Origin of the sequence: Pseudomonas mosselii (assembly GCF_019823065.1) — a bacterium.
In the GTDB taxonomy this organism is placed as follows: domain Bacteria; phylum Pseudomonadota; class Gammaproteobacteria; order Pseudomonadales; family Pseudomonadaceae; genus Aquipseudomonas; species Aquipseudomonas mosselii.
This window is the reverse complement of sequence record NZ_CP081966.1, coordinates 6,034,494-6,058,446: the sequence shown is the minus strand read 5'-3', so window position 1 is coordinate 6,058,446 and position 23,953 is coordinate 6,034,494. Positions and strand designations below refer to the sequence as shown.

Genomic DNA, 23,953 nt, shown 5'->3' with positions numbered 1-23,953 from the left:
CGGCAAGATCCGCATGAACCCCCCCGTGTTCTACTTCGCGGCAAGCTTCATCCTTGTCTTCGGCCTGATCGTCATCGCCCAGCCCAAGGCGGCCGGCGACTGGCTGCTGGCGGCGCAGAACTGGGCGGCCAACACCGTCGGCTGGTACTACATGCTGGCCATGACCTTGTATCTGGTCTTCGTGGTGGTCACCGCCTTGTCCGGCTATGGCAAGATCAAGCTCGGTGCCGACCACGACGAACCCGAGTTCAGCTACCTGTCCTGGGCCGGCATGCTGTTCGCTGCCGGTATCAGCATCACCCTGTTCTTCTTCTGCGTTTCCGAGCCGCTGACCCACATGCTCCAGCCGCCGCAGGGCGAGGCCGGCACGGCCGAGGCCGGGCGTCAGGCGATGCAGATCCTGTTCCTGCACTGGGGCCTGCACGGCTGGGGCGTGTTCGCTTTCGTCGGCATGGCGCTGGCCTACTTCGCCTACCGGCACAACCTGCCGCTGGCCCTGCGTTCGGCGCTGTACCCGCTGATCGGCAAGCGCATCAACGGTCCGATCGGCTATGCGGTGGACGGCTTCGGCATCATCGCCACGGTGTTCGGCCTGGGCGCCGACATGGGCTTCGGCGTGTTGCACCTGAACGCCGGCCTCGACTACCTGTTCGGTATCAGCCACAGCCAGTGGGTGCAGGTGATCCTCATTACCCTGATGATGGGCGCGGCGGTGGCCGTGGCGGTCGCTGGGGTGGAGAAGGGCGTGCGGGTGATGAGTGACATCAATCTGTTCCTGGCCTGCGCGCTGCTGCTGTTCGTGCTGTTCGCAGGGCCCACCCAGCACTTGTTCAACACCTTGATCCAGAACCTGGGCGACTACCTGGGCGCCTTGCCGCGCAAGAGCTTCGATGTTTACGCCTACGGCGAGCAACGCGACTGGCTGGGCGGCTGGACGGTGTTCTACTGGGCCTGGTGGATTGCCTGGGCGCCGTTCGTGGGCCTGTTCATCGCGCGCATTTCGCGCGGACGCACCATTCGCGAGTTTGTCTTCGGCGTGCTGCTGATCCCGCTGGGCTTCACCCTGGCGTGGATGTCGATCTTCGGCAACAGCGCCCTGGACCAGGTGATCAACCACGGCATGACCGCGCTGGGCCAGTCGGCCATCGACAACCCGTCGATGAGCTTGTACCTGTTGCTGGAAACCTACCCGTGGAGCAAGACGGTGATCGCCGTGACGGTGTTCATCAGCTTCGTGTTCTTCGTCACTTCGGCCGACTCCGGCACGGTGGTGCTGTCGACGCTGTCGGCCAAGGGCGGCGGCGCCGATGAGGACGGTCCGAACTGGCTGCGCATCTTCTGGGGCGCGATGACCGCGCTGATCACCAGCGGGCTGCTGTTCGCCGGCAGCATCGATTCGCTGAAGTCGGCGGTGGTGCTGACCTCGCTGCCGTTCTCGCTGATCCTGCTGTGCATGATGTGGGGGCTGCACAAGGCCTTCTACCTGGAAAGCCAGCGGCAGATCGCGCAGATGCACTCGTTGGCGCCCTTCGCCCAGTCCCGGCGCGGGCGTGGCGGCTGGCGCCAGCGTCTTAGCCAGGCTGTGCACTTCCCGTCGCGGGACGAGGTGTATCGCTTCATGGACGACGTGGTGCGTCCGGCGATCGCCGAGGTGCGCGAGGTGTTCGAGCAGAAGGGATTGGTGCTGATCACCCAGGATGACCCGAGCCACGACAACGTCAGCCTGAAGATCGGTCATGGCGAGGAGCAGCCGTTCATCTACCAGGTACAGATGCGCGGGTACTTCACGCCGTCGTTCGCGTTGGGTGGGCTGGGGACGCAGGAGTTGAAGAATCGCCGCTACTACAGGGCCGAGGTGCACTTGAGCGAAGGCAGCCAGAACTACGACCTGGTGGGCTACAGCAAGGAGCAGATCATCAACGACATCCTCGACCAGTACGAGCGGCATATGCAGTACCTGCATCTGGTCAGGTAGATCGCTGGCTTCCACAGGGTTGTTGCAAAACCTGTGGGAGCTGGCTTGCCAGCGAAAGGAGGCCAAAGGCCTCCCCCGGATCTTTCAGAAAGGCGCATCCCCCAGGATGGTCGCCCGATGCATCACCCGCCGGCTGGGGCGGTAGTCATCCACCGCAAAGTGCTGCGTGACGCGGTTGTCCCAGAACGCCACGTCGTTTTCCTGCCAACGCCAGCGAATGCTGAACTCCGGCCGCGTCGCATGGGCGAACAGCAGCTTGAGCAGCGCCTCGCTCTCCTGCTCGTTCAGCTCGTTGATCCGCGTGGTGAACCCTTCATTGACGAACAATGCCTTGCGCCCGCTGACCGGATGGGTGCGCACGACCGGGTGCGACAGCGGCGGGTTGTTGCGCCGGGTCGCCTCCCAGCGTGCCAGGTCCTCGGGCGTGGTGCCGAAGCGCTCCAGCGGGAACGACTTGGTGAAATCGTGGGTGGCGGTCAGGCCGTCGAGCATCGTGCGCAGCGGCGCCGACAGCGCCTCGAACGCGGCGATGCCGCTGGCCCACAGGGTGTCGCCGCCAAAGGCCGGCAGTTGCTTGGCGCTGAGCACCGCGCCCAGCGCCGGGGTCGGCAGGAAGGTCACGTCGGTGTGCCAGACGGCGTTGTCGCGCACATCGGTGACCGCGGTGTCGAGGATCAACACCTGCGGCGTCTGCGGCACATTGGGGTAGATCGGGTGGATGTGCAGGTCGCCGAAGCGGGCGGCGAAACGGGCCTGCTGTTCGGGGGTGAGCGGCTGGTCGCGGAAGAACAGCACCTGGTGTTCGAGCAGCGCCTGCTCGATGGCGTCACGCTGTTCGAGGGTGATGTCGTGGCTGATGTCCACGCCGCTGATCTGCGCGCCAAGGGCTGGGCTCAAGGGGGTAACGGTCAGGCTCATGTCTTTTCTCGTTCCAGGTGCCGGGTTGCCGGCGTGGTCATTTGGTCAATGGCTCTGGCCATGCCAGGGCACCAGCTTGCGCTGCAGGGCGCGCAGGCCCATCTCCAGGGCGAAGGCGATCAGGGCGATCAGCAGGATCCCCAGCACCACCACGTCGGTGACCAGGAACTGCGCCGCTGACTGCACCATGAAGCCCAGGCCGCTGGTGGCGGCGATCAGCTCGGCGGCGACCAGGGTCGACCAGCCCACGCCGAGGCCGATGCGAATGCCGGTGAGGATGTCGGGCAGGGCGCTGGGCAGGATCACATGGCGGATCAGTTGCGCACGGGTGGCCCCCAGCGACTGCGCGGCGCGCAGCTTGGCCGGGTCGACGGTGCGCACGCCGGTGGCGGTGGCGATGGCGATCGGGGCGAAGATCGCCAGGTAGATGAGCAGCACCTTCGACAGCTCGCCAATGCCGCACCAGATGACGATCAGCGGCAGGTAGGCCAGTGGCGGGATCGGCCGGTAGAACTCGATCAGTGGGTCGAGGATGCCGCGGGCCACGCGGTTGTAGCCGATGGCCAGGCCGACGGGGATGGCGGTCAGGGTCGCCGCCACCAGCGCCAGGCCGATACGGCCCAGGCTTGCGCCCAGGTGCTGCCACAGGCTGGCGTCCATGTAGCCCTGGGTGAGCAGTGTCCAGCCCTTGGCCAGGATGTCGGCGGGCGAGGGCAGGAACAGCGGTTCGATCCAGCCGGCCGCGGTCACCAGCCACCACGCCAGCAACAGGGTGGCCAGGGTGAGGGTGCTGATCCAGCGGGTCGACAAGGGCTTGCGGGGCTTCACCACAGGAAGTGTGCGCTGTGCCTGCTTGGTGGTGGCCGGCAATTCGATGCTGCTCATGCGGACTCCTGACGTTGCGAGAATACCCGCGCCAGCACGTGCTCGCGGGTTTCGATGAAACGGGGATCGGACTTGATCGCCCTGGCCGACTCGCCAGCGGCGTAGCGCTGGCCGAAGTCCAGCTGCAGACGTTCGACGACGCGGCCCGGATTGGGCGCCAGCAGCACCAGTTCGGTGGCGAGGAACACCGCTTCCTCGATGTCGTGGGTGATCAGGAACACCGGCTTGGCGGTGCGCTGCCAGACTTGCAGCAGCAGCTCCTGCATCTGTTCGCGGGTAAAGGCATCGAGGGCACCGAACGGCTCGTCCATCAACAGCACCCGTGGGTCGGCGGCCAGCGCCCGGGCCAGACCCACGCGCTGCTTCTGCCCGCCGGACAACTGCCAGATACGCCGCTCGCCGAAGCCGGCCAGGTCGACCAGCGCCAGCATCTCGCGGGCCTTGGCTTCACGCTGGGCACGGGACACGCCGGCCAGCTCGAGGCCGAAGGCGACGTTGCCGAGCACGTCCTGCCAGGGCAGCAGGGCATCGTCCTGGAACACCACGCCACGTTCGGCGCCCGGACCTTGCACCGGCGCGCCGTCGAGGCTGATGCGCCCGCCGCTGGGGGCGACGAAGCCGGCGATCAGGTTGAGCAACGAGGTCTTGCCGCTGCCGGACGGCCCGAGGGCCACCAGCAGCTGGCGCGGGCCCAGACTCAGGTTGATGTCGGCCAGCACCGGGGTAGCGGCGCCGGGGTACTGTGCGCTGATGCGCTCCAGTTCGAGCAAGGCCATGACGGGCTCCGGATCAGTTGGGCAGGTATTGGGCACTGACGTAGGGCGAGTAGTCGGGTAGCACGGCGTCGACCTTGCCTTGTTGCTTGAGGAAGGTGGCGGTGTCGGTCAGCGCCTGGGTGGTCGGCGTGCCCAGTGCGCTGGCCTGGTCGGCGGCCAGCGGGTAGACGTTGCCCTGCAGCAGCACCGGGATATCGGCCGGCTTGGCGCCGGACAGCTTGACCAGCTTGGCGACGTTGTCCTGGTCGGCCAGCCAGGCTTTCGGGTCCTTGCGGTAGTCGGCGTAGGCGTCGAGGGTGACCTTGGCGAACGACTTGACGATTTCCGGGTGCTTGGCGGCGAAGTCCTTGCGCACGATCCAGGCATCGAAGGTCGGCGCGCCTTTCTCGGCCAGCTCGCCCGAGGTGATCAGCACCTTGCCGTTCTCCTTGGCCACGCCCAGGGCCGGGTCCCAGACGTAGGTGGCATCGATGTCGCCGCGTTTCCAGGCGGCGATGATCGCTGGCGGGGCGAGGTTGAGGATCTGTACTTTCGATGGGTCGATGTTCCAGCTCTTCAGTGCGGCCAGCAGGCTGTAGTGGCCGGTGGAAACGAACGGCACGGCGACCTTCTTGCCCACCAGGTCCTGCGGGGTCTTGATGCTGTCGCGGGCGACCAGGGCCTCGCCGGCACCGATCTGGGTGGCGATCAGGAAGGTCTCGACCGGCAGCTTGCGGGTGGCGGCGGCGGCCAGCGGGCTGGAGCCGAGGTAGCCGATCTGCACGTCGCCCGAGGCGACCGCGGTGATCACGTCGGCGCCATTGTCGAACTTGCGCCAGTCGATGCTGGCCTTGCTGTCCTTTTCATAGGTGCCATCGACCTGGGCCACCTTGGCCGGGTCGACGGTGGTCTGGTAGGCGACGGTCAGGTCGGCGGCCTGGGCCAGCCAGCTGGCACTGGCGAGGGTCAGGGCGGCGAACAGGCGCAGCGGAGCGTGCGGGATCATGATTGAACCTCTCGTCAGGCATTCTGGGATGGATGGCGAGAAGACTAGATGATCTAAGAAATAGTAAATAAATAACTTTTTAGAATTAGCTTAAAAGCCAAACGCTCTGAACCTGCGCGGGATGCAGGCTCGTCGTGATCCCTGGCTTGGTTCGTTTCGACAGGACGGTGCGAAGCTGGCGCAATCGCTGAAGACAGCTAGTCTTTATCGATTTCTGCGGGGGGACTGCTGGTCGACAGCTCGGCAAACGTTTGCACATAACCTAAAGGTATGATTGACGGCGTCGATACAACGTTTCGTAGGAATGGTTCCGATGTTATTCCGTAAAAATCTTACAGATTCATAAAACGGTCATTTTGGATTTATAGGATTGTCATTATCCTGTAGCGCAGGTCAGCGGGTTAGACCAAAGTCGCAGATCGACCGTTAGCGATTGACTTGGCGGTCACGCATTGGTGCTAAATCGCCAATCCGGGCGAGTGGGGCAGCAGATCCCGCCGCTTGAGACGCACAAAAATTAGAACGTAGAGGAGCAAAACATGTACAAGTCCAGCCTGGCCCTGGCCGTGGCACTGGGGGTTCTCGCCCAACAAGCAGGCGCTGCCGGTTTCATCGAGGACAGCAAGCTGTCCCTGAGCTCGCGCACCATGTACTTCAACAACGACAACCGTGAAGCCCACGGCAACCCTCGCCCGGATCAGCGTGAGTCCGGCCAGGGCTTCAAGCTCGACTACATCTCGGGCTTCACCGAAGGCACCGTCGGTTTCGGCGTTGACGCCCAGGCCCTGTGGGGCATCCGTCTGGACGGCGGCAAGGGTTATCACAAAGGTGGCTTCTTCCCGGATGACGGCAAAGGTGCTGCGGACCAGTGGGCCCGTTTCGGCGCCAATGCCAAGGCTCGCTTCTCCAAGACCGAAGCGCACTTCGGTAGCGCTCTCGCGCCGAACCTGCCGATTCTGGTCTCCAACGATGGTCGTCTGCTGCCGCAGACCTTCGAGGGTGGCACCATCCAGTCGAAGGAAATCGACAACCTGACCATCAATGCCGGTCAGCTGACTCACGCCATGGGCCGTGCTTCGAGCAACCGTACCGGTCTGTCCGTTGCTGGCGCCACTGCCGAAAGCAACAAGTTCCGCTACGGTGGCCTGGACTACAAGCTCACTCCAGACCTGACCCTGCAGTACTACTACTCGAACCTGGAAGATTTCTACAAGCAGCACTTCCTGGGCGCGACCCACGTCTTCAAGATCGCTGACGATCAATCGTTCAAGACCGACCTGCGCTATTTCGACAGCAGCAGCGATGGCAAGAACGGCCACGACAGCAGCTACAACTTCAGCAACAACGGCGGCTATGCCAAGAACACCGGCAAGGTCGACAACAAGACCTGGTCTGCCATGTTCACCTACACCCTGGGTGGCCATGCGCTGATGCTCGGCCGTCAGCAGGTCGGTGACGACGGTGGCTTCGTCTGGATGGGTCAGGGCAGCCTGGTCAATGACAGCGGTACTTCGGAAGGTGCTGGTGGTTCCAGCTTCTACCTGTTCACCGACAGCATGATCAACCAGTTCGCCCGTGCTGGCGAGAACACCAACTTCGGTCAGTACTCCTATGACTTCGCCGGTCTGGGTGTGCCGGGCCTGAAAGCGTCTGTTTCTTACCTGCGCGGTGATGATATTCGTTACAAGAGCGGCCACGGCACCTACAACGAGTGGGAACGTGACGCTCGCGTCGACTACACCATCCAGCAAGGTACCTTCAAAGGCCTGGGCTTCAGCCTGCGCCAGGGTGTGTACCGTGGCAGCGGTGGTTCGACCAGCGAGTTCACCAAAGACCAGGACCAGACTCGCTTCATCGTCAACTACACTTACGCCTTCATGTAAGTCGTAGCGGCATCAAGAAAGCCTCGTCTAGTGCGAGGCTTTTTTGTGTCTGCGAATCCGTATGCTTAATGGTTATAAATAAATCGATATCTATTCTTTTTGTTTTTATTCGGAAGCAGGCACATTGAACCCACAAGGCCAGACACAGCACAGGAGCCGCTTCCATGAGCCTCAAACTCGGCGATATCGCCCCCGATTTCGAACAGGATTCCAGCGCCGGCAAGATCCGTTTCCACGAATGGCTGGGCGACAGCTGGGGCGTGCTGTTCTCCCACCCGGCCGACTTCACCCCGGTGTGCACCACCGAGCTGGGCCTGACCGCCAAGCTCAAGGAAGACTTCGCCAAGCGTGGCGTCAAAGCCATCGCCCTGTCGGTGGATCCGGTCGACTCGCACCACAAGTGGATCGATGACATCAACGAGACCCAGAACACCGTGGTCAACTTCCCGATCATCGCCGACGCCGACCGCAAGGTCTCCGACCTGTACGACCTGATCCACCCCAACGCCAGCGACACCTTGACGGTGCGCTCGCTGTTCGTCATCGATCCGAACAAGAAGGTGCGCCTGACCATCACCTATCCGGCCAGTACCGGGCGCAACTTCAACGAGATCCTGCGGGTGATCGACTCGTTGCAACTGACCGACAACTACAAGGTCGCCACCCCAGGCAACTGGCAGGACGGCGACGAGGTAGTGATCGTGCCTTCGCTCAAGGACGAGGACGAAATCAAACGCCGCTTCCCGAAAGGGTACCGGGCGGTGAAACCCTATCTGCGACTGACCCCGCAACCGAATCGATGAGGTATTGCTCGTTGCATTGCTCTTAGCCAAGCAGGGATCTTCGGGCCGTTTCGACGGCCCTTTTTTATGTCTGGCAGAAAGGCAGGTATTGCCAAATTGAGCCTTGCGCGATCCCTGTGGGAGCGGCCTTGTGTCGCGAAAGGGCTACTCAGCAGCCCCAGCAATGTCGATGGTGGCTCGGAATCTGGGGCCGCTGCGCGCCCCTTTCGCGACACAAGGCCGCTCCCACAGGGGGATAGTTGCCTGCGCGACAGCGTAGCCCGAAGGGCTGGGTGATCTCTTAAAGAGATAAGAATTAATATCTATTTATGGAATAAACAAATGCAAAAATATGATTTATAGATATATATGACGAACTGTTAATGTCACTTCCATCCAGCGGGGACAACCCCTCGCGGCCCTGCAATCGAATCGAAGGAAGCGCTTTCAATGCTGGTTGTTTCTGTCGGTGGTAGCCCCAGTCTTCGTTCACGCTCCGGCGTGCTGCTAGAACGCTCGCGCGACTGGCTGCAGGAGCGCGGCGTCGAGGTGGTGACCTTCCAGGTGCGGGAATTCCCCGCTGAGGACCTGCTCCACGCGCGCTTCGACAGCCCGCAGGTGCGTCACTTCAATGAACTGGTGGCACAGGCCGATGGCCTGGTGGTCGCCACGCCGGTGTACAAGGCATCGTTCGCCGGTGCCCTCAAGACCTTGCTCGACCTGCTGCCTGAGCGAGCCCTGGAACACAAGGTGGTCCTGCCGATCGCCACCGGCGGCAGCATCGCCCACATGCTGGCCGTGGACTACGCCCTCAAGCCGGTGCTGTCGGCGCTCAAGGCGCAGGAGACCCTGCAGGGGATCTTCGCCGACGACAGCCAGGTCGCCTACGGCGAAGGCACCCGGCCCGCGCAACTGGCCGCTGCCCTGGAGCAACGCCTGCAGGATTCGCTGGAAACGTTCCACAGCGCCCTGGCGCGCCGGCCTCGGCCGGTGGTGCCGGGCGAGCTCAACGAACGCCTGATCAGTGCCCGTTGGAGCATCTGATTCCTCGCTATACCGCTTGACCGTTGTCCCACCTTACTCGCCCGTCAACGAGGCAAGCAGGTGCTACCCGAACCCACTCGCACAGGAGAGCGCCATGCGCACAATCTTCTTGCGTCGCGGTCTGGTCGCCCTGTTTGCGGCGGCTGTGTCCTTCGGCGCCATCACTCAAGCCCAGGCCGAAAGCCTGCGCATCGGTTACCAGAAGTACGGCACCCTGGTGCTGCTCAAGGCCAAGGGCTCGCTGGAAAAGCGCCTGAAGGAACAGGGCATTGACGTGCAGTGGACCGAGTTCCCGGGCGGTCCGCAACTGCTCGAGGGCCTCAATGTCGGCTCCATCGACTTCGGCGTGACCGGTGAAACTCCACCAGTGTTTGCCCAGGCCGCGGGTGCCGACCTGCTGTACGTCGCCTATGAGCCGCCAGCCCCGCACAGCGAGGCGATCCTGGTGCCGAAGGGATCGACGATCCAGTCGGTGAAGGAACTCAAGGGCAAGAAAGTCGCCCTCAACAAGGGCTCCAACGTGCACTACCTGCTGGTGCGCGCCCTGGAAGACGCCGGCCTCAAGTACACCGATATCCAGCCCGTCTACCTGCCACCGGCCGATGCCCGCGCCGCCTTCGAGCGCGGCAGCGTCGACGCCTGGGTGATCTGGGACCCGTACCAGGCCGCCGCCGAGCAGCAGCTGCAGGCACGCACCCTGCGTGACGGCAAGGACCTGGTCGATAACCACCAGTTCTACCTGGCCACCCGCAGCTATGCCACCCAGCACCCGGCGGTGATCAACACCCTGGTCGAGGAGGTGCGTGCCGTGGGCGAATGGTCCCAGGCCAACCCACAGCAGGTCACCGACCAGGTCGCGCCGCTGCTCGGCCTGCCCGCCGACATCACCCTGACCTCGGTGAAACGCCAGGGCTACGGCGCCGCGCCGCTGACCCCAGAAGTGATCGCCGCGCAGCAGAAGATCGCCGACACCTTCCAGGCCCTGAAGCTGATTCCCAAGCCCTTGAGCATCAAGGACGTGATCTGGACACCCCCGGCCAAGGTCGCCAGCGCGCCTTGAACGATTCGCCTGCGCCGGGGTGCCGCCCCGGCATGAGCCACCCTTGAGGAGACAACTCCAATGAGCCTTAACATCTTCTGGTTCCTTCCCACCCACGGTGACGGCAAGTACCTGGGCACCAGCGAGGGCGCCCGCGCCGTCGATCACGGCTACCTGAGCCAGATCGCCCAGGCTGCCGACCGCCTTGGCTTCGGCGGCGTGCTGATCCCCACCGGACGTTCCTGCGAGGACTCCTGGCTGGTGGCGGCGTCGCTGATTCCGCTGACAGAGCGCCTGAAGTTCCTGGTGGCCCTGCGCCCGGGGATCATTTCGCCGACCGTGGCCGCGCGCCAGGCCGCCACCCTCGATCGCCTGTCCAACGGCCGTGCGCTGTTCAACCTGGTGACCGGTGGTGATCCGGACGAACTGGCCGGCGATGGCCTGCACCTGAACCACCAGGAACGCTACGAGGCGTCGGTGGAATTCACCCGCATCTGGCGCAAGGTGCTTGAAGGCGAAACGGTCGACTACGACGGCAAGCATATCCAGGTGAAGGGCGCCAAGCTGCTTTACCCGCCGATCCAGCAACCGCGTCCGCCGCTGTACTTCGGTGGTTCCTCCGAGGCCGCCCAGGACCTGGCCGCCGAGCAGGTCGAGCTGTACCTGACCTGGGGCGAGCCGCCGGCGGCCGTCGCCGAGAAAATCGCTCAGGTGCGCGAGAAGGCCGCGGCCCAAGGCCGTGAAGTGCGCTTCGGCATCCGCTTGCACGTGATCGTGCGGGAAACCAATGAAGAGGCCTGGACCGCCGCCGACAGGCTGATCTCGCACCTGGACGACGACACCATCGCCCGCGCCCAGGCATCGCTGGCGCGCTTCGACTCGGTCGGTCAGCAGCGCATGGCCGCGCTGCACGGCGGCAAGCGCGACAAGCTGGAAGTGGCGCCGAACCTGTGGGCCGGTGTCGGCCTGGTGCGTGGCGGTGCCGGCACCGCGCTGGTGGGTGATGGCCCGACCGTTGCGGCGCGGGTCAAGGAATACGCCGATCTTGGCATCGACACGTTCATCTTCTCCGGTTATCCACACCTGGAGGAGTCGTACCGAGTCGCCGAGCTGCTGTTCCCGCACCTTGACGTGCAGCGCCCGGAGCAGCCGAAGACCGGTGGCTACGTGAGCCCGTTCGGTGAAATGGTCGCCAACGACATCCTGCCCAAGTCCGTGTCGCAGAGCTGAGGACCGGGGTCATGAGTCGTGCATCCACCACCACCTGGTCCAAGCGCCTGGCGCCCTGGGCCCTGCCGATCCTGCTGCTGGCGATATGGCAACTGGCGGTCAGCGCGGGCTGGCTGTCGACCCGCATCCTGCCGGCGCCGAGCGCGGTGGTCAGTGCCGGTGTCGAGCTGGTGCGTAGCGGCCAGATCTGGACCCACCTGGCCATCAGCGGCTGGCGTGCCGGCCTGGGCTTCGTGATCGGCGGCAGCATCGGCCTGTTGCTGGGCTTCATCACCGGCCTGTCGAACTGGGGCGAGCGTCTGCTCGACAGCTCGGTGCAGATGATCCGCAACGTGCCGCACCTGGCGCTGATCCCGCTGGTGATCCTGTGGTTCGGCATCGACGAGTCGGCAAAGATCTTCCTGGTGGCGCTGGGGACGTTGTTCCCTATCTACCTGAACACCTACCACGGGATCCGCAACGTCGATCCGGCACTGGTGGAGATGGCGCGCAGCTACGGGCTGTCGGGCTTCGCGCTGTTCCGCCAGGTGATCCTGCCGGGGGCGCTGCCCTCGATCCTGGTCGGCGTGCGCTTCGCCCTGGGCTTCATGTGGCTGACGCTGATCGTCGCCGAGACCATCTCGGCCAACGCCGGCATCGGCTACCTGGCGATGAACGCCCGCGAGTTCCTGCAGACCGATGTGGTGGTGCTGGCCATCGTCCTGTACGCGGTGCTCGGCAAGCTGGCCGACCTGGCTGCCCGGGGCCTGGAGCGGGTATGGCTGCGCTGGCACCCGGCGTACCAGGTGGCGAAGAAGGAGGGCGCATGATGACCGTGCTCAAGGAACAGCCGCCACGCCTGCTGCGTGGCATCCCCCTGGCGGCCCGCGATCTGCGTCGCACCTTTGGCCAGCGTGAAGTGCTGCGCGGCATCGACCTGCACATTCCGGCCGGCCAGTTCGTCGCCATCGTCGGTCGCAGTGGCTGCGGCAAGAGCACCTTGCTGCGCCTGCTGGCCGGGCTCGACCAACCCAGCGCCGGCCAACTGCTGGCGGGGGCCGCACCGCTGGCCGAGGCCCGCGAGGATACCCGCCTGATGTTCCAGGACGCGCGTCTGCTGCCCTGGAAGAAGGTGATCGACAACGTGGGCCTGGGCTTGTCCGGCAACTGGCGGCCCCGTGCCCTGGAGGCACTGGAGGCGGTCGGCCTGGTCGATCGCGCCAACGACTGGCCGGCGGCGTTGTCCGGCGGCCAGAAACAGCGGGTGGCCCTGGCCCGGGCGCTCATTCACCAGCCGCGCCTGCTGCTGCTGGACGAGCCATTGGGTGCGCTGGATGCCCTGACCCGCATTGAAATGCAGCAATTGATCGAGCGCCTGTGGCGCCAGCACGGTTTCACCGTGTTGCTGGTCACCCACGACGTCAGCGAAGCCGTCGCCGTGGCCGACCGTGTGATCCTGATCGAAGACGGCGCCGTCGGCCTGGACCTGGTCGTCGACCTGCCCCGGCCACGGGTGCGGGGTTCGCACCGCCTGGCGGCGCTGGAAAGCGAAGTGCTCAACCGTGTTCTGTCCGTCCCGGGCACCCCGCCCGATCCGGAACCTGTAGCCCCCTTGCCCACGCAGTTGCGTTGGGCCCACTGAATCCTCGAAGCCCCAAAAGGAATGACGCCATGACCATCAAAGCCATCAACGTTCGCAACCAATTCAAAGGCACCGTGAAGGAAATCCTCGAAGGCCCGGTACTGTCGGAAATCGACGTGCAGACCGCCTCCGGTATCGTCACTTCGGTGATCACCACCCGCTCCGTGAAGGAGCTGGAGCTGCAGGTGGGCAGTGAAGTGATCGCGTTCGTGAAATCCACCGAAGTGTCCATCGCCAAGCTGTGATGGCTGCAGGGCGCCGTGCGGCCCATCGCAGGCTTGCCCCGCAGTAGCGGTTCAACCCTCGGTCGGTCTCAACCCGCCGAATAACGCGCTGGCCTGGCTTTCGTTGAGGGGGCCTCGCCACGCGTTGGCCCGCTGGTTGCGCTCGCTGGCCAACTTCAAGTGTCCGGCCTCCAGACGGGCGAAGCCGTTGCCGGGCCGTTTCTTGAAGTGGAAGTGGGCGTACCAGAGCGGCTCGCCGGTGCGTGCGTCATCGATGCGGTATTCCTCCAGGTATTCGATCGCCTGCCCCTGTTTGTTCTTCGCCGGCTCGAGCTGGCGGGACCACTTGATATCCACCTCCTCTTGCGCGTGCAGGTACTCCAAGTGGCCGGCTAGCGGCTGCGGCGTGGCTTTCGTCTGCTCGATACGCAGTTGCTTGCCCAGCGTTTGTAGGCCCGTGGCCGCTTGCTCGAGGTTGCGCGCCACGGCGTGTTGCGCCTCGCTCAGGGTGTCGCCGCCCTTGCGCAGGATGTCCTGGGCCAGGTCCTTGAGCGTGGTGGCATAGCCGTCTGCCAGATCCTGCAGGCTGGCCGGTGCCATGTTCAGGTTTTTGTATCGGCGCAGCTTGGCCTGCTGGTTGGCGACATTGCCCAGGCGTGTCCTGGCCGTCGCCATCAGGGACTGCAGGCTCGCCGTCGGCACCGGTGGTGTGGCTCGGGGCGATTGCCAGCGGTTTTCGGGTGTGCGCGAGAAGGTGGTCTGTGACTCCGGAGCCAGCTGGTTGCCGATCTGCATCCGCGGTTGCCCGTCGATGGTGACCTCGCGGCCAATCAGCAGTTGTTGGTCGACGGTTTCGAACAGGCGGGGCCTGCTCGCGCCTCGGTTGATGCGAGCAGGCGTCCTGACCGGTGCCGATGCAGAGAGGGCGGCGTCGACCTCGGCCATCAACGTGGTCAACTCCGCGCGCATCGCTTGGGTGCTCTGCGCAGTGACGAAGTCGGGGAAGGTGTCCTGCCAACTGGTCATCTGGTTGTCGAAGCGCTGATAGCGTGCTTTCACCTGTTGTAGGAAACGGTGCTCCTGCGCCCGACTCAGCCCGGCGGAGGTCATGTCCTGATGGCTGAACAGCATGTTGCGCAGATGGCTGAGCTCCCGGTTTATCTGGCGCAACGCGAGCAAGAAGTCGTAGCCGGCCGTTGCTGGCAACCTGATCACATTGGCCGCCTGGATCGAAAGGCGCACGACCCGGTAGCCGTTCGGGTCCAGCGGCATGCCCAGCTTGTCGAGTTCCAACTGGTAGGTGGTGAGCTGTGGGCCCTGGACGGTGTTCCTGAGGGTGGCTGCGCGGCGGAACTCTGTTTCCAGCTTTTCCAGCGAGTGCGCCATGCGGCCTTGCTCGGCGCGTAGCGCCTTCAACTGCGCAAGCGGGTCGGTGGGGTCGCTGTCCAGCGCATGCTGCAGTCGCCTGACCTCATCGAAATGTCCTTGCATCTGGAACTGGTATTGGCGAATCAGGCTGGGGTGCTGGTGCACCAGGTTGAACGCCAGGCCGTCGCGGAATTGCCTCGGCATCTGGCCCCACAGGGCCCGGCTGCTGCGCAGGCGCGCCAGGCTTTGCTCGTGGAAGATGACGAAGGTTTGCAACTGCTCCGTATAGGCGTGCTGGGCTTGGAGGACTGCCCTGGATTGGGTGATGGGCGCCGCCGAGCTGGCCGTGTGATCGGCGATGGCGCGTTTCAGCTTGTCCAGGCTGGCGGTTACCTTGGCCTGCTGAGTGAGGCGCCCTTGGTCGATATCCAGCGCCACTTGTTGCGGCGAACGCAGCGCAGGCTGGCGGCCAAGGTAGCCACGCAAATTCTCCCAACCCTGCTGGTAGAGGCGGCCGAGGAAGGCGCCGCCACCGGCCAGGCCGCCGTCCACCAGGCGCCCGCTCAAGCCCCCATGAGGCTGCCAGCCCCCCAGCTCGTCGAGCCGCACGGGCTGTTTGTAGGTCCGCGATGCGCTGCCCTTGAGACGCCAGGTCAGGTAGGTGGTATCCCATTCCACGGGGTAATGCGCACCTTGGTGCAGGATATAGTCGTACCCGCTCTCGACATGCCGGTACACGCCTCGGCCGTGGGCATCAGGGTGAGTTGTCCAGCGCCCGACAGGGGCTTCGCTGGCGTATCCCTGGAACGGCTGGGGGCGCCCTTGGCGGGTCACGGTCGTGGCGCGCAGGCCGGCAAGCTGCTGGCGACTGCGCGTGCGTGCCAGGACCTGGGGGTTGCTGGCCAGGACGGTGGGCGTGAGGTCGAAAACGGCATCGATCAGTGACTGGAACACGCTGTTCAGGTGTTCGACACCCTCGCCAGGGTCACCTCGCAGGAACGCCTCCACGCTGGCATTGGCGGCGTGCCAGCCGTCGTACAGGGCCACCAGCGCACCGACCCCAGGCAGGAAGCCCAGGGCCAGCTTGATGTAGTCGTAGACTCGCCCGTGGCTAATGGCTGCGTTTTCCAGGAACAGGTCCGTTTGGCTGCGGGATGAGGCGCGATGCTCCATGATCAGGCGGCCCATCAACAGGCTGGCCTGCACCTCGGCGATGGGTTCGGAGCGCACGGTGCCCGCCGCGATGAACCCGGAGAACGACTTGAGCAGGGCCTGGTTGATGTAGGACAGGTGGGTTTGGCTGTCCCCGTCGAGGGGGCGGCTGGCGAGGAAGTTGCGCATGGCATCGTCGATGGCCAGCTCTTCCAGGGCCAGGCACGCAGCCTCACGGCTGGCGTGCTGGCTGACGACCCTGCCGTTCGGGGCATCCGGCATCAGCAACAGCACGGGCCCACTGGCCGCTTCGAGGAGGAACAGACCGGCCAGCGGCACGTTGCGGGCGCTGCCGTCGGCCGCAACGCCTGGCCGCAGGTCCAAGCCCAGGTGGTTGACCGTTTTGGTCACGGTAGCGTCGAGCTGTTCCCGGCAGAAGCGCTGGAACATGTCTGCGCCTTCTTCATCGAGGGCCGCAGGCTGGCTGAGGGCCAGGATCTGCAATTGGTGCTCGAACGGTGCGCGCAGGGTTTCCTGACGCCACTGCGCTTCCCAGTCAGACTGCTGCTGGTCACCCTTGAAGGCGCGGAGTATCTGCTTTTCGTAGGCGCCGGCCAGGTCCAGGGTCTTCACCAGGTCGGCGATGTCGGTGTGGGTCAGCGCTTGCAGAGTGGGGGCGAGGGCAGGGGGGGCGAACACGATCCTGGCGTTGCCCAGGCGCCGGCGCAGGTCTTCATCCAGTGCCCAGAGCAGGAAGCGCTCCAGCGCGACGTCGCTGCGCTCGGCGCTGAAGGTGACGACTTCCTTGTAGGCGTTGCTGAAGCCGGATTCGGGCAGCGGCACACGCTGTATGCCCGTGCGATCGGCGATGTTCAGGGTGATCTTGGGGACGATGGTGAGTGCGCAGGTCGTGCGCAGGTGGGCGTACAGTCGGTCATGCGCGAACCGCTCGCGCTCGGGCAGGTCCTTGGCCAGCAGCGCACTGGAGGCGCGCATGGCGGTGCGCAGGGCGTCCAACGCTGCCGCCAGCGCGGCGCGTTGGGGGGCATCGAGGTGCTTCAGGGTTTGCAGGCGTGCGTTCAGGTGGGCGGTGCGGTTGCGTTCGGCGAGCCGTTCGAACGCTTGCGTCCTGGCGGTATTGCGGCTGGCACCGAGCTTCCAGCGCAATTGCAATTGCGTGGTGGTATCGGCCTGGGTGAGCAGGACCAGGTGGGTTTGCACCAGGTAGTCGAAGGCATGGTTGGTGATGGGTGGGTTGACCAGCTTCGGCGTCAGGTCGGGGTCGTCCAAACGCTGGACCAACGCGTTGGTGTCTTGCGGCCAGGCGCTTTCCAGCAGCGTTTCAGGCCAGGCGCCTTGGGCGGTGTTCAGCAGTTGGCGGAACAGTTGCGCCTCATCCTCGAAGCGCATCAGGCCGCCCTCGTGGCCCGGCTTGTAGAGCAGCACCGAGGTGTCGGGCTCGCTTGCGTTGTCTTCGGCGCGGGCCCTGAGGGTGAGGTAGCCGGTCAGGTGCCATGTACGGTCGCCCACCACCAGCTTCAAGGCGCCTGGCACGATGGGGCGCTGCAGGCTGGGTTCAGGCCGCTCCAGCAATGCGTGAACCCACGCCAGGTGCGGCGTGCCAAGCTCGCCCAGCGTGTGCTGAAACTCGGCTTCCTGCAATAAGAGGTTGGCGAAGTGCTGGCTGAGGTGCTCGAAGCGGTTGGCCTCGCCCCAGGTTTGTTCCGTCTGTGTCTCTGGGAGCTTGGCCAGCAGTTTTTGCAGGGCGTTGTCCAGTTCGTCCAGCTTGGCCTGGTGCGTGCGCAAGGTCGCCATGCGTGGGGACTTGGGCTCGGTGTCGCCCCCCAGGTAGGAGGCCAGCAACTGTTCCTGACGGTCGATTCGCTGCTTGCGCCAGCCGAGCGGCAAGCGTTCGTCCAGCACGTCGAAATGAACCTCTTCGAGCGCCAGGGCGTCGTCGTCGCTGACCCGTTGCGTCAGGTCCTGGCTCAATGCCACCGGGAGTTCCGCCTTGAACTCAAGCGGGTGTGCCTGAACGGCCAACAGGCTGTCCAGCAGATCGGTAAAGCCGTCTGCGGACCCGGCGATCACCTCGATGCTGCCGCTGTCGTCCATCAGTGCCACGGGTGGGTTGCGCCACAGGCGCTGGCGGTGCTCGTGCGCCCATTGCTTGAGCGACGCTTCGTCCTGGAAGGCGCGAATGGGGTTGTTGGCATCGGGGCGGTAGAGAACCCAGGGGTTGCCTGGCGCCGTCGGGCGGATCAGCAAGGCCCCTGGGCAGGCGCCGATCGGTGGACCCGGCTGCTGCCAGTGCAGTTGGGCGTACTGGGTGCTGTCACTCAGTTGGCACTGCTCCAGTGCCTTGGCCTGGAGGCGATCGAGGCCGTGGTTGAGCTCGAGCGCGCTCTGGAAATGCACGCGCAGTTGCCGCTGCGCGAACGCCCGGCGCGCGATCGACTGGCCGGGCATGCGGCTGTCCCAATGCTGCTGGAGCGACTGTGCACCTGTCGAAGGGGCTTGCTCGAACAGGCTCTGCAATGCCTTGGCGGCCTGGCGTCGGCGTTGATCCGCCTCGGTCAGGGCGTTACCTCGCCCGGCGGCGATCCAGGTGCTGGGCGGCGTAACGGACTCGGCGAATTCGCCTGGGTTGGTATGAAGGAAAGCAGTGGCTTGCGTCATGGTCGTGGTCCACGTTGGCCTGAGTGCTGATAGAGGCGCTCATTTCAACGTCCGACCTCGGATGGTCTGCGTTACATGTTGCTGCTGTGGCGTTTTGCCAAGAACGGCGGCAAGTACAGCCCCAGGTACGCCTCGAACACCCGCATGCCTTCCTCGGCCATGCGCGCGGTGATTTGCTCGTGCAACTGCATCGAGCGGGCATAGACACGGTCGCTGAGCTCCATGGCCAAGGCGAACACGTCCACCTCGGTGGGCATCGGCGGGAGTTGGAAATGCTGGTCGAACAGCGTGTGCATCAGTTTGCCCAGTTCCAGGTCATGCTGACGGTCGGCCTGGACCACTTCGCTCAACCCGTGCTGGGCGAGGATCAGCTGCCGGGCGGCGGCGTCCTCGTGGTAGATGTCGAGCATGCGCTGCTCGATCAGCCGCGACAGTTGCGGCCAGGTACTGAACGCTGCGCTGTCGATGGGCGCGCTCAGGGCCTCGCGAAAAGCCCGGTGCACGTCGGCGGTCAGCGCCTCCAGCAAGGCCGGCACACTGGCGAAGAAGTGATACACCGACGACGGCGGAATCTGCGCCCGCTCGGCCACGCTGTAGATCGACAGGCCTGCCACCCCGTGCTCGGCCAGCAGCTCGCGGGCCGCGGCCTGGATCGTTTCGATCCTGGCCTGGCTGCTGGCGCGTGGCTTGCGCGGGGAGGCGGGTCGGGTCATCAGTTGCTGATCGCCAGGATGCTGGCCTGGTAGGCCCCGACGAACAGGTCGAAATCACCCACTTCCTGCTGCTCCAGGCGCGACTGCTCGGCCAGGGATTCACGGGCGAGGGTTTCGAAGGCCTGCTGGCGCTCGGCGGGCAGCGGCTGCTCGCGGAAGCTCTCGGCGTGCAGGCGGCTTTGGCGCAGGGAGAACTTGACGAAGCTCTCGTCGTGTTCGGTCATGCGCGCCAGCACCTGGGCCGAAGGCGTCAGCTCGGGGTCGTCGACCTTGGCCTGCTGCGCTTCCAGGGCCTTGGCGTGTGCGTTGCCGCCCTGGGCGCGGTCAAGCAGCCCGGCCAGCTGGCCGATGCGTTCGATCAGTTCGCTCGCCCATGTCTTCAGCGCGACCGGCTGGCCGTCACGGCGTAGCTCAAGGCCAGGGCGCCGGCCCTCCTTGACCACGGTGAGGAAGTTGTCGGTGCACTGGCCGCACTCGCCGTTGTCCAGCTGCGGGCTTTCTTCCAGGGCGCAGAACAGCAGGAAGGCGTCGAGGAAGCGCGCTTCGGTCAGGTCGATACCCACCGGCAGGAATGGGTTGATGTCCAGGCAGCGTACTTCCACGTACTGCACGCCACGGGAGGTCAGGGCCTGGATTGGCCGCTCGCCGGTATAGGTGACGCGCTTGGGGCGGATGTTCGAGTAGTACTCGTTCTCGATCTGCAGGATGTTGGTGTTCAGCTGTACCCACTCGCCATCCTTGTGGGTGCCGACCTCGACGTAGGGCGGGTAGGGCGTGCCGACGGCCTTGCGCAGGCTGTCGGTGTAGCTGGCCAGGTTGTTGTAGCAGGGCGTCAGGCCCGCCTGGGCGTTGCTCTGGTAGCCCAGGTCGCTCATGCGCAGGCTGGTGGCGTAGGGCAGGTAGAGGGTCTCGGCATCCAGCTCTTCGAGCTGGTGCGGGCGGCCACGCAGGAAGCCTTTGTCCAGGGCCGGGGAGGCGCCGAACAGATACATCAATAGCCAGCTGTAGCGGCGGAAGTTGCGGATCAGTGCGATATAGGCCGAGGACTGGTAGTCGCGGTCGTCCTGCTCGCCGCCTTCGGCATCGCGCAGCAACGGCCACAGCGCCTCGGGCAGGGAGAAGTTGTAGTGGATGCCGGCGATACACTGCATGGTGCGGCCGTAACGCAGGGCCAGGCCCTTGCGATAGACGTGCTTGAGCTTGCCGATGTTCGAGCTGCCGTATTCGGCGATCGGGATGTCTTCCTCAGCCGGCAGCGTGCAGGGCATTGACGGGCTCCACAGGTATTCGTCGCCCAGCTTGGTGTAGACGAAGCGGTGGATCTGGTCGAGGCTCTCGAGCACCTTGGCAGGGTCCGCCAGGGCCGGGGTGATGAATTCCAGCAGCGACTCGGAATAGTCGGTAGTGATCTGCTCGTTGGTCAGCGCCGAACCCAGGGCCTCGGGGTGCGGGGTCTGGGCCAGGCGACCGTCGTTGGTCACGCGCAGGCATTCGCGCTCAATGCCGTGCAGGCACTGCTTGAGCAGGTCGATATTGTCGCCGAGCAGGCTCAGGCGGCGGTTGAGGAGGTCGCTCAAGATGGATTCCTTCACGCGTCAGTCGCCCCAATATGGGGGTAGGGATGACGGTCTACAAGGGTAGTTGGGAAAGGAACTGGCGTTGTCGCCTGGTTTACGCGGTTCCGGCGCTGGCCTGTATGCGCCTGATCGCGGGGCAAGCCCGCTCCCACGGAGCCTGTGAGCGTGCGTGGGAGCGGGCTTGCCCTGCGATCAGGTGTACAGCATTACGCCGAAAATACCGCAGATGGGGGCCTGTCAGCTAGAGAACCGCGAAGGTTCCCTGGGCCTTGGCCACCAGCTTGTCGTCCTGAAGCACGTCGGCGTCGACCACCAGCGTGCGCCGACCGGCGTGCAGCACCCGGGCGGTGCACAGCACCTCGCCTTCGCTGACGGCGCGCATGTAGTTGATTTTGCACTCGATGGTCACGCTCTGCTGATCGAAGCCATGGCTGGCCGAGCAGGCCAGGCCCATGGCGATGTCCACCAGGCTGAAGATCGCCCCGCCGTGCAGCTTCTGGCCACGGTTGCGCAGGTGCGGCTCAAGCGCCAGGGCCACCTCTGCAACACCCGTTTCCAGGCGTTGCAGGCGGCAGCCCAGGAGCTGGCTGAAGGCGCTCTCGACGTACGCTTTCGGTACGTCCATCACTTCTTCTTCAGCTGCTTGGCGTTGGCGAACAGCGACGCCATGGCGTTGTTGGCCGGCGCGGCGGTGCTGGTCTCGCGCTGGCGCGGCGCCTGATGCTGGCGGCTGCCGCCATTGCCACGGTTGCCACCGCGGTTACCCTCGACCTTCTCGCCTGGGGTGTCGCTCATGCGCATGGACAGGCCGATGCGTTTGCGCGGGATGTCCACTTCCATGACCTTGACCTTGACCACGTCACCGGCCTTGACTGCTTCACGCGGGTCCTTGACGAACTTCTCCGACAGCGCCGAGATGTGTACCAGGCCGTCCTGGTGCACGCCGATATCGACGAAGGCACCAAAGTTGGTGACGTTGGTCACCACGCCTTCGAGGATCATGCCCGGCTCCAGGTCCTTGAGGTCCTCGACGCCATCCTGGAAGGTGGCGGTCTTGAACTCCGGACGCGGGTCGCGGCCAGGCTTGTCGAGCTCCTGAAGGATGTCGGTGACGGTCGGCAGGCCGAAGGTCTCGTCGGTGAACTTCTTCGGGTCCAGGCGTTTGAGGAAACCGCTGTCGCCGATCAGCGAGCGAATGTCGCGGTCGGTGTCGGCGGCGATGCGCTGCACCAGCGGGTAGGCTTCCGGGTGCACTGCCGAGGCGTCCAGCGGGTTGTCGCCGTTCATCACGCGCAGGAAGCCGGCCGCCTGTTCGAAAGTCTTCTCGCCCAGGCGGCTGACTTTTTTCAGCGCGGCGCGGGTGGCGAACGGGCCGTTGGCGTCGCGGTGGGCGACGATGTTCTGTGCCAGGGTCGCGTTGAGGCCGGAGATGCGCGTCAGCAGCGCCACGGAAGCGGTGTTGACATCCACACCCACGGCGTTCACGCAGTCCTCGACCACGGCGTCCAGGCCGCGAGCGAGCTTCACCTGCGACACGTCGTGCTGATACTGGCCGACGCCGATGGATTTCGGGTCGATCTTCACGAGCTCGGCCAGCGGGTCCTGCAGGCGGCGGGCGATGGACACCGCGCCACGGATCGACACGTCCAGGTCCGGGAACTCGCGAGCGGCCAGTTCGGAAGCCGAGTACACCGAGGCACCGGCCTCGGAGACCATGATCTTGGTGATCTTCAACGCTGGGTATTTCTTGACCAGCTCGGCCACCAGCTTGTCGCTCTCGCGGCTGGCGGTACCGTTGCCGATGGCGATCAGCTCGACCGAGTGCTTGGCGCACAGCGCGGCCATGATGGAAATGGTGCGGTCCCAGTCGTTCTTCGGCGCATGCGGGTAGACCGTGGTGTGGTCCAGCAGCTTGCCGGTGGCATCGACCACGGCGATCTTGCAGCCGGTGCGCAGGCCCGGGTCGAAGCCCAGCGTTGCGCGCGGACCGGCCGGGGCGGCCAGCAGCAGGTCGTGCAGGTTGTGGGCGAAGACGTTGATCGCCTCGCCTTCGGCGTTGTCGCGCAGTTCGCCGAACAGGTCGGTTTCCAGGTGGGTGTACAGCTTGACCTTCCAGGTCCAGCGCACCACCTCACCCAGCCATTTGTCGGCCGGGCGGTTGCGGTTTTCGATGCCGACATGGTTGCCAATCATCAGCTCGCACGGGTGCAGGGTGCCCGGCAGCTCTTCGCCGACTTTCAGCGAGGCGCTCAACACGCCTTCGTTGCGCCCGCGGAAGATCGCCAGGGCACGGTGCGATGGCGCGGTGCGCAGCAGTTCGTCGTGGGCGAAGTAGTCGCGGAACTTGGCGCCTTCCTCTTCCTTGCCAGCGACCACGCGGGCAGTCAGCACCGCTTCCTGCTTGAGGAAACCGCGCAGCTTGTCGAGCAGGGCGGCGTCCTCGGCGAAGCGCTCCATGAGGATGTACTTGGCCCCTTCCAGGGCGGCCTTGACGTCGGCCACGCCTTTTTCGGCGTCGACGAAACGTGTCGCTTCGCTTTCCGGGTCCAGCTGAGGGTCGTTGAACAGGCCGTCGGCCAACTCGCCCAGGCCCGCTTCCAGGGCGATCTGGCCCTTGGTGCGGCGCTTCTGCTTGTACGGCAGGTACAGGTCTTCGAGGCGGGTCTTGGTGTCGGCCAGCTTGATCTCGCGGGCCAGCTCCGGGGTCAGCTTGCCCTGTTCCTCGATGCTGGCCAGGATGCTGGCGCGGCGCTCGTCGAGCTCGCGCAGGTAGCGCAGGCGCTCTTCCAGGTGGCGCAGTTGGGTGTCATCCAGGCTGCCGGTCACTTCCTTGCGGTAACGGGCGATGAAGGGCACGGTCGATCCTTCGTCCAACAGGCCCACGGCCGCTTCGACCTGTTGTGGGCGCACGCCCAGTTCCTCGGCGATACGGCTGTTGATGCTGTCCATGAAAACCACCTGACAAATAGTGAATGCAAGGCCGCGGGTGGGCGATCTGGCCCGGCGGCGCTGGGTGAAAGCCGCGCATTATACCCATCGCGCCGGGCTTGCGGTGATGGCGCGGCGCCAGCCGACGACGGGGCGACAGTGGCATGCCGGGAA

General features: G+C 64.9%; 18 protein-coding genes. 9 read left to right on the top strand and 9 right to left on the bottom strand.

Going from position 1 to position 23,953, the window contains the following annotated elements; genetic code table 11:
- Positions 1-13: 13 nt before the first annotated feature.
- Entirely contained in the window at positions 14-1,975 is a 1,962-nt protein-coding gene (gene betT / locus K5H97_RS28145; protein WP_162175250.1) for a choline transporter BetT, read from the top strand.
- A gap of 84 nt (positions 1,976-2,059) precedes the next feature.
- Here betT and tauD read toward each other — a convergent pair whose 3' ends face one another.
- Genes tauD through tauA form a run of 4 tightly spaced genes read right to left on the bottom strand, consistent with a single transcriptional unit; the run spans position 2,060 to position 5,539 of the window.
- The gene (tauD, locus tag K5H97_RS28140) at positions 2,060-2,893 is read right to left on the bottom strand and encodes a taurine dioxygenase (protein ID WP_028689224.1); all 834 of its coding nucleotides are present in this window, start codon (positions 2,891-2,893) and stop codon (positions 2,060-2,062) included.
- Positions 2,894-2,938: 45 nt separating this feature from the next.
- Positions 2,939-3,778: a taurine ABC transporter permease TauC gene (tauC, locus tag K5H97_RS28135; protein ID WP_028689223.1), complete on the bottom strand. Its 840-nt coding sequence runs from the start codon at positions 3,776-3,778 to the stop codon at positions 2,939-2,941.
- The gene (gene tauB, locus K5H97_RS28130; protein ID WP_028689222.1) at positions 3,775-4,554 is read right to left on the bottom strand and encodes a taurine ABC transporter ATP-binding subunit; all 780 of its coding nucleotides are present in this window, start codon (positions 4,552-4,554) and stop codon (positions 3,775-3,777) included. The genes tauC and tauB overlap by 4 nt, the downstream gene beginning before the upstream one ends.
- 13 nt (positions 4,555-4,567) lie before the next feature.
- The gene (gene tauA / locus K5H97_RS28125; protein ID WP_028689221.1) at positions 4,568-5,539 is read right to left on the bottom strand and encodes a taurine ABC transporter substrate-binding protein; all 972 of its coding nucleotides are present in this window, start codon (positions 5,537-5,539) and stop codon (positions 4,568-4,570) included.
- Between the two features lie 539 nt (positions 5,540-6,078).
- On the opposite strand from tauA, the gene K5H97_RS28120 reads away from it, so the two are divergent.
- The 8 genes from K5H97_RS28120 to K5H97_RS28085 all read left to right on the top strand — a co-directional run bounded on the left by K5H97_RS28120 (position 6,079) and on the right by K5H97_RS28085 (position 13,383).
- Positions 6,079-7,422 (top strand): OprD family porin, encoded by a 1,344-nt coding sequence (locus K5H97_RS28120; protein ID WP_028689220.1) that lies wholly within the window; start codon positions 6,079-6,081, stop codon positions 7,420-7,422.
- Between the two features lie 164 nt (positions 7,423-7,586).
- Positions 7,587-8,225 (top strand): peroxiredoxin, encoded by a 639-nt coding sequence (locus K5H97_RS28115; protein WP_028689219.1) that lies wholly within the window; start codon positions 7,587-7,589, stop codon positions 8,223-8,225.
- Between the two features lie 429 nt (positions 8,226-8,654).
- The gene (gene ssuE, locus K5H97_RS28110) at positions 8,655-9,248 is read left to right on the top strand and encodes an NADPH-dependent FMN reductase (protein WP_028689218.1); all 594 of its coding nucleotides are present in this window, start codon (positions 8,655-8,657) and stop codon (positions 9,246-9,248) included.
- Positions 9,249-9,342: 94 nt separating this feature from the next.
- Positions 9,343-10,308, top strand: a complete 966-nt coding sequence (locus K5H97_RS28105) for a sulfonate ABC transporter substrate-binding protein (RefSeq protein WP_028689217.1) — start codon at positions 9,343-9,345, stop codon at positions 10,306-10,308.
- Between the two features lie 60 nt (positions 10,309-10,368).
- Positions 10,369-11,517 carry an FMNH2-dependent alkanesulfonate monooxygenase gene (gene ssuD / locus K5H97_RS28100; protein ID WP_028689216.1) on the top strand — a complete coding sequence of 383 codons (1,149 nt, stop codon included), beginning with the start codon at positions 10,369-10,371 and terminating at the stop codon, positions 11,515-11,517.
- Positions 11,518-11,528: 11 nt separating this feature from the next.
- A complete protein-coding gene (gene ssuC / locus K5H97_RS28095; protein ID WP_028689215.1) occupies positions 11,529-12,326 on the top strand; it encodes an aliphatic sulfonate ABC transporter permease SsuC in 798 nt (265 codons plus the stop codon).
- Entirely contained in the window at positions 12,326-13,138 is an 813-nt protein-coding gene (ssuB, locus tag K5H97_RS28090) for an aliphatic sulfonates ABC transporter ATP-binding protein (protein WP_028689214.1), read from the top strand. The genes ssuC and ssuB overlap by 1 nt, the downstream gene beginning before the upstream one ends.
- A gap of 29 nt (positions 13,139-13,167) precedes the next feature.
- The gene (locus K5H97_RS28085; RefSeq protein ID WP_008095172.1) at positions 13,168-13,383 is read left to right on the top strand and encodes a TOBE domain-containing protein; all 216 of its coding nucleotides are present in this window, start codon (positions 13,168-13,170) and stop codon (positions 13,381-13,383) included.
- Between the two features lie 51 nt (positions 13,384-13,434).
- On the opposite strand, the gene K5H97_RS28080 is transcribed toward K5H97_RS28085, so the two are convergent.
- The 5 genes from K5H97_RS28080 to K5H97_RS28060 form a co-directional block, all read right to left on the bottom strand.
- A complete protein-coding gene (locus K5H97_RS28080) occupies positions 13,435-18,561 on the bottom strand; it encodes a dermonecrotic toxin domain-containing protein (protein ID WP_028689213.1) in 5,127 nt (1,708 codons plus the stop codon).
- Positions 18,562-18,632: 71 nt separating this feature from the next.
- Positions 18,633-19,274 (bottom strand): TetR/AcrR family transcriptional regulator, encoded by a 642-nt coding sequence (locus tag K5H97_RS28075; RefSeq protein WP_028689212.1) that lies wholly within the window; start codon positions 19,272-19,274, stop codon positions 18,633-18,635.
- Complete coding sequence (gene gshA, locus K5H97_RS28070) at positions 19,274-20,851, bottom strand: glutamate--cysteine ligase (RefSeq protein WP_162175249.1); 1,578 nt, start codon at positions 20,849-20,851, stop codon at positions 19,274-19,276. The genes K5H97_RS28075 and gshA overlap by 1 nt, the downstream gene beginning before the upstream one ends.
- A 241-nt stretch (positions 20,852-21,092) precedes the next feature.
- Positions 21,093-21,476 (bottom strand): PaaI family thioesterase, encoded by a 384-nt coding sequence (locus K5H97_RS28065; RefSeq protein ID WP_051555625.1) that lies wholly within the window; start codon positions 21,474-21,476, stop codon positions 21,093-21,095.
- Positions 21,476-23,800: a Tex family protein gene (locus K5H97_RS28060; RefSeq protein WP_028689210.1), complete on the bottom strand. Its 2,325-nt coding sequence runs from the start codon at positions 23,798-23,800 to the stop codon at positions 21,476-21,478. Before K5H97_RS28060 ends, K5H97_RS28065 begins: the two co-directional genes overlap by 1 nt.
- Between the last annotated feature and the right edge of the window lie 153 nt (positions 23,801-23,953).